5 protein-coding genes are annotated in these 6,000 nt (G+C 73.7%); 3 read left to right on the top strand and 2 right to left on the bottom strand.

The window, feature by feature from the left end:
- Window positions 1-30 precede the first annotated feature (30 nt).
- The gene (locus tag IG62_RS0136095; RefSeq protein ID WP_051799088.1) at window positions 31-1,596 is read right to left on the bottom strand and encodes an APC family permease; all 1,566 of its coding nucleotides are present in this window, start codon (window positions 1,594-1,596) and stop codon (window positions 31-33) included.
- A 136-nt stretch (window positions 1,597-1,732) separates the two neighbouring features.
- Between IG62_RS0136095 and IG62_RS0136090 the strand changes: the two genes are divergently transcribed.
- The 3 genes from IG62_RS0136090 (at window position 1,733) to IG62_RS0136080 (ending at window position 5,470) form a co-directional block, all read left to right on the top strand.
- The gene (locus IG62_RS0136090; RefSeq protein ID WP_030813675.1) at window positions 1,733-2,377 is read left to right on the top strand and encodes a TetR/AcrR family transcriptional regulator; all 645 of its coding nucleotides are present in this window, start codon (window positions 1,733-1,735) and stop codon (window positions 2,375-2,377) included.
- A 295-nt stretch (window positions 2,378-2,672) separates the two neighbouring features.
- A complete protein-coding gene (rsgA, locus tag IG62_RS0136085; protein WP_030813672.1) occupies window positions 2,673-3,821 on the top strand; it encodes a ribosome small subunit-dependent GTPase A in 1,149 nt (382 codons plus the stop codon).
- Window positions 3,822-3,925: 104 nt separating this feature from the next.
- Window positions 3,926-5,470 (top strand): AlkA N-terminal domain-containing protein, encoded by a 1,545-nt coding sequence (locus IG62_RS0136080; RefSeq protein WP_030813669.1) that lies wholly within the window; start codon window positions 3,926-3,928, stop codon window positions 5,468-5,470.
- Between the two features lie 45 nt (window positions 5,471-5,515).
- Here IG62_RS0136080 and IG62_RS0136075 read toward each other — a convergent pair whose 3' ends face one another.
- Entirely contained in the window at window positions 5,516-5,998 is a 483-nt protein-coding gene (locus tag IG62_RS0136075; RefSeq protein ID WP_030813665.1) for a DUF456 domain-containing protein, read from the bottom strand.
- Window positions 5,999-6,000 lie beyond the last annotated feature (2 nt).

The raw sequence follows: 6,000 nt of genomic DNA, 5'->3' as shown, positions 1-6,000 counted from the left end.
GGGGCGGGCACTGGGGAGGGGGCAGGGGGGTCAGGGCTGCGGCTCGGTGGCGGGCAGCGTGGGCAGCCGGTCCGCCGCACCGGCGGCGTCCGTCTCCGCCTGGGCCGGGAGCCTGTCCTGCGGTCGACGGGCCATCAGATAGACCGTGCCGGCGCCGAGTACCACCGCGACGCCGAGCGGTGCGGCCCAGATCTGGTACCAGGGGGCGCCCGGCGGGGCGAGCACCGCGCGCGGCCAGGCGACGTTGGTGACCTCGAAGCCGGTCCAGGCGACGGCGACGACGTTGAGCACCGTGCCCTTGCGGCCCTGCCGGATGTGGCCACCGGGCACCCAGGTGCCGCGCAGCCGCGCGATCAGGGCGGCCGCGGAGACCAGGAAGAACGGTACGAAGGTGGCCGCGGTGCCGAAGGCGATCAGCGAACCGATCGCGGTGGCGTTCAGGCCGAGCAGCAGGGCCACGCCCGAGACGAGGGGGGAGGCGATCAGGCCGCCGATCGGCGCCTGCTGTTTGTTGACCTTCCTGACCTGCCGCGAGAACGGGAACACGTCGTCCCGGGCGAGTGAGTACAGGCCGCGGGCCGCACCGCCCTGGGACGCCATGGCGCAGGCGAGGAAGCTGACCAGCACGACGAGCACGAACGGCTTGTCCGACCAGGAGCCGAACGACGTGACCACGGCCGTGGTCACCGGGTCGACGTCCTTGCCCGCGACGGCGGTGGCTGTGTGGGGGTAGGAGATGGCGACGGCCGCCGCGTTGAGGATGACCACGGCGCCGACGGACAGCAGCGCCCACCACATCGCCCGGGGCACCTGGCGGCCGGCGTCCTTGGTCTCCTCCGCGGTCGAGACGCACGCGTCGAAGCCGATGAAGGCCCAGCCGGCGACCGCGAGCACGGTCAGCAGCGCCAGCGGCACCGAGCCGCCGGACAGTGCCTCGGCGCCGAAGGTGTGCGTGAACAGCGAGAACGGGTGCTTGCGGAAGAACAGCAGCAGGGACAGGCCGACGAGGACGGAGGCGATGGCCTCGCCGGCGATGCCGGCCGAGACGAACCACTTCAGGAGGTTGATGCCGTACGCGTTGACCAGCGCGCAGAGCAGCACGACGGCCATCGAGACGGCGACCATCGCGCCGGGCGACGGCGTCACCCCGGTGAGCGCGAACACCCAGGGCGCCGCCAGGTAGGCGACGGTGGTGTTCCCGAACATCACCGCGAACTGCCAGACCCAGCCGCTCAGCCAGCCGAACCGCGGGCCGATGAGCCGCCGCCCCCACTGGTAGGGGCCGCCGGCCAGCGGCCATTGCGAGGTCAGTTCGGAGTAGACGTTGACCACCAGGCACTGGCCGGCCAGGACCACGGGCAGGGCCCAGATCCACGCGGGCCCGGCGATCATCGTGCCGATCATGGAGACCGCGTACAGCGCGACCACCGGGGAGACCACGGCGAAGCCCATGGCGATGTTTCCCAGGATGTTCAGGCTGCGGCGGAGTTCTTGTGTGTAGCCCAGTGATGCGAGACGGGCGGCGTCGCCGTCCCCGCCGGCAGCGCTGTCTGTGCTGCCGGCGGGCGGCCGGTGCGGGGGCGTGGAGTGGGACATGGCGTACCTCGCCTGGCGGTTCGATTAAAACTAACTTTGTTAGTCGGCGAAGGTAGGGACGTCATGCCGCTCTGTGAAGCCCCTGCCGGTGAGTAACCTTGAAAAGCCAGGAATTCGAGGGGAAGCGAGGGGTGTCGTGGGCCGCCCACACCAGACATTGCTGAGCAGGACGGCCATAGCGCACGCGGCTCTGGAGCTGATCGACGACCGCGGCTACGAAGCCCTCACCATGCGGGCACTGGCCGACCGGCTGGGTGTGCGCGGCGCGTCGCTCTACAACCACATCGGCTCGAAGGACGACATCCTGGACGCCGTCAGCGAACTGCTCGACGCCGAGATCGACCACACCCCGCTGCACCACGAGCCCTGGCCCGACGGCATCGCCGCGTACGCCCGCGGCTACCGGCGGGTCTTCCAGCGCCACCCCAACGCCATCGCCCTGGTCGCCCGCCGCGGCGTGCACACCGAGGGCGCGCTGCGCGAGTACGACACCCTGCTCGCCACCCTGATCCGCGCGGGCTGCACCCCCGCCCTGGCCGCCGAGACCGCCGCCGCCCTCGACTTCCTGGTCATCGGCTCCGCCCTGGAGACCTACGCGGCCGGCTTCACCCGGCCGCCCGCCGCCTACCGCCCCGACCACCCCGCCCTGGCCGACTCCCTCGAAGCCGCCACCCACGTCGACCCGTCCCCGACCGCCCTCGACGACCGCGGCTTCGAATTCGGCCTCCGGATGATCCTGGGCGGCCTGGCGGCGCAGCTGGCGAGCACGGGCAACGACTGACGCCCGCAGGCCGAACGCCGCGCCGCCGAAAAAGAGTTGGCGGCGCACAGTGCCGCTGGCTTACGGTGAGCGGGTTCCGGAGGGCGGCGATGCCGCCGTCCGTGTCGGCCGTTGAGGAATCCGGGAGGTGAAGACCGATGACTGTCGTTGCGCTGGGCGCTGCCCGCATCCAGGAGTTCATCACATTCACCTCCGTGGTCTCCGGCTGACTCGACGTCACTTCCGTTTTTCCGCTGCGCAGAGATGCGCACGCGGTGGCGTGGGCCGGGGCCGCTTTCCCTGAAGGGTCCTTGCGTTGTTCGACCTCGATCTTTCCACTGCGCATCCGTTGACGGCCTACGGCTGGGACGACGGGTTCGCGGAGAGTTTCACCCCCTTTGCCGGGCAGGGGTTCGTGCCCGGTCGTGTCGTCCGCGTGGACCGCGGGCGCGTGGACGCCGTCGTGCCCGACGGCGACGGCGTCCGGACCGTGCTGGCGGACACCGCGCTGGTGGCGACCGGTGATCCGATGCGGGTGCCGTGCACGGGTGACTGGGCCGTCATCGATCTGGAGAACGGGCGGGGCGGTGACCATGTGGACGGCGTCCTGCGGGCGCTGCTGCCGCGGCGTACGTCGTTCGTGCGGTCCACGTCGTCGAAGCGTTCCGAGGGGCAGATCCTGGCGGCGAACGTCGATCATGCGGTGATCGCGGTCTCGCTGGCCGACGCGCTGGACCTCGGGCGCATCGAACGGTTCGTCTCGCTGGCCTGGGAGAGCGGGGGACAGCCGCTGGTGGTGCTGACCAAGGCCGACCTGGCCGGGGACGGGCACGGGCTGGCGCACCTGGTGGCGGACGCGGAATCGGCCGCTCCAGGGGTGCGGGTGCTGGCCGTCAGCGCGGAGACCGGTGCGGGGCTCGATGCGCTGGCCGCCGTACTGGCCGGGGGGACGTCCGTATTCCTGGGACAGTCCGGCGCGGGCAAGTCCACGCTGGCGAACGCGCTGGTGGGGGCGAGTGTGCAGACCGTACAGGCCACCCGGGACCGGGACGGCAAGGGCCGGCACACCACGACCACCCGCGATCTGCTCGCGCTGCCCGGCGGTGGCGTGCTGATCGATACGCCCGGGCTGCGCGGGGTCGGGATGTGGGACGCCGAGGGCGGGCTGTCCCGGACGTTCTCGGACGTCGAGGCGCTGGCCGAAGGGTGCCGCTTCCATGACTGCGCGCACGAGAGCGAGCCGGGGTGCGCGGTCCACGTCGCCCTGGAGAACGGTGAGTTGGCGGTGCGCCGGCTGGAGAGCTACCGCAAGCTGCTGCGGGAGAACCAGCGCATCGTGGCCAAGACGGACGCCCGGCTGCGGGCCGAGATCCGGCGGGACTGGAAGCAGAAGCAGGCGCTCGGCCGGCACATGATGGAGCGGAAGAGGGGCACGGAAGGTGAGCTGAAGCAGGCGGAGAGGTGAGCCGGGGCCCGGGCGTCATTGCCCGGGCCCACGGCGGCGCCCGGAAACGTCAGGTCCGAAATCCGCCGGTCCGAGCCCCGCCGCGGGCGCAGACTGGAGGCGTGATGGACGACGAGACCAGGTACGAAGCGGTGTCCAGCCGGGACGCGCGGTTCGACGGGGAGTTCTTCTTCGCGGTGGTGACCACCGGCATCTACTGCCGGCCGAGCTGCCCCGCGGTCACTCCCAAGCGGGTGAACGTGCGGTTCTTCCCGTCGGCCGCGGCCGCGCAGGCCGCCGGTTTCCGGGCCTGCCGGCGGTGCCGGCCGGACGCCGTGCCCGGCTCGGCGGAGTGGAACGTGCGCGCCGACCTGGTGGGCCGGGCCATGCGGTTCATCGGCGACGGCGTGGTCGACCGGGAGGGCGTCGCCGGGCTGGCGCAGCGGCTGGGGTACAGCGCGCGGCAGGTGCAGCGGCAGCTGACCGCGGAACTGGGCGCCGGTCCGGTCGCACTGGCCCGGGCCCGCCGGGCGCACACCGCGCGGGTGCTGCTGCAGACCACCGCGCTCCCGGTGACCGAGCTGGCGTTCGCGGCCGGGTTCGCCAGCATCCGGCAGTTCAACGACACCATGCGGGAGATCTACGCCGGTACGCCGAGCGAGCTGAGGGCCGCGGCGGTGGGCGGGCGCGGGCGCGGCGGCGTCACGACCACGCGCCCCCGGTCGCGGCCCGCCCCGGGCGGCGGCCCGGCGGCCGGCGGGATTCCACTGCGGCTGGCCTACCGGGGCCCCTACGCGGCCGTGGAGATCTTCGACTTCCTGGCGGAACGGGCCGTGCCGGGCGTGGAGGAGGTACGGGGCGAGCGCGGCCCGCGCACCTACCGCCGTACCCTGCGGCTCACCTACGGCAGCGGGATCGCCGAGGTCGAGGAGCCGCCCGCCGGGCCCCGCGGACGGTCCCGGCCGCCGGCCGGCCGGGTGTGCCCGGCGGCCAGGGGCGGGGACGGCGGCTGGCTGGAGTGCCGGCTGCTCCTGACCGACCTGCGGGACCTGTCGACGGCCGTGCAGCGGCTGCGCCGGCTCTTCGACCTGGACGCCGACCCGTACGCCGTTGCCGAGCGGCTCGGCGCGGACCCGGTGCTCGGCCCACTGGTGGCCGAGCGCCCGGGCCTGCGCTCGCCGGGCGCGGCGGACCCGGAGGAAATGGCCGTACGGATCGTGCTCGGCGGGCCGCCGGAACGCGCCGCCGAGCTGGTGCGGGCCTACGGCAAGCCGCTGGACGCGGCGGACGGCGGGCTGACCCACCTCTTCCCGGCGCCCGCGGAGCTGACCGGCGCGGACGTCCCCGAGCCGGTGCGCGCGCTGTGCACCGCGCTCGCCGACGGCACGGTCCGGCTGGACGCCGGCGCCGACCGGGCCGCTGCGGAGCGGGCGCTGGCCGCGCTGCCCGGTGTCGGGCCGCGCACCGCCGCGTACATCAGGATGCGGGCACTGGGGGACCCGGACGTGGGCGGACCGGAGGCCGGCGAGCGGACCGCAGCGGAGCGGGGCGCGGACCCGGAGGGGGCCTGGCGGCCCTGGGGCGCGTACGCCCTGCACCATCTGTGGCGGGCGGGACTGCTCCCGCCGGGCGGGCTACCGGCCCTCGCGGCGGCGGCGCCGGCGGCCTGAGGCCGCTCCGGCGACGCCCGCCGTCGCCCCTCGCCCGAGGCCGGCTCACCTCGCGAGCACCGTCCCCGCCCAGCCACCGACCACCAGCAGGCAGGCGAGCAGTTCGACCAGCACGCTCAGCCCGAGGGTGCGCATCACCGTGCGGGTCGAGGCCCAGGCGTCGCCGTGCCCGCCCAGCCGGATGCGTTCCAGCAGGTAGAGGCCGCCGACCGCGCCCACCACGGCACCGATCACCGGCAGCACGAAGAAACCGACGATGCCGGCCATGCCGGCCAGGAACAGGGTGCGGTACGGCGCGCCCGCGGCCCGCAGATCACGCACCGGCAGCAGCCACTTCAGCGCCTGGTTGAGCAACAGCACGGCGGTGGCGCCCATCAGCACCGCCCATGCCGGGCCGGACTTCTCCGTCACCGCCCACCACAGCACGCCCGCCCACACGATCAGCGGCCCGGGGATTCCGGGTACCAGCACCCCGATCAGCCCGAGCAGCATCACCAGGCCGACCGCGACCAGCTGCCACGCGCTCATGG

This window comes from Streptomyces sp. NRRL S-337 (assembly GCF_000720175.1).
In the GTDB taxonomy this organism is placed as follows: Bacteria; Actinomycetota; Actinomycetes; order Streptomycetales; family Streptomycetaceae; genus Streptomyces; species Streptomyces siderophoricus.
The sequence above is the reverse complement of the archived record's forward strand: the minus strand, read 5'-3'. Positions and strand labels throughout refer to the sequence as shown.

Bases quoted from the DNA above. Each gene is read 5' to 3' on its own strand.
- IG62_RS0136075 (WP_030813665.1), bottom strand. From the start codon at position 5,998: ATGAGCGCGTGGCAGCTGGTCGCGGTCGGCCTGGTGATGCTGCTCGGG.
- IG62_RS0136080 (WP_030813669.1), top strand. From the start codon at position 3,926: ATGGACGACGAGACCAGGTACGAAGCGGTGTCCAGCCGGGACGCGCGG.
- IG62_RS0136095 (WP_051799088.1), bottom strand. From the start codon at position 1,596: ATGTCCCACTCCACGCCCCCGCACCGGCCGCCCGCCGGCAGCACAGAC.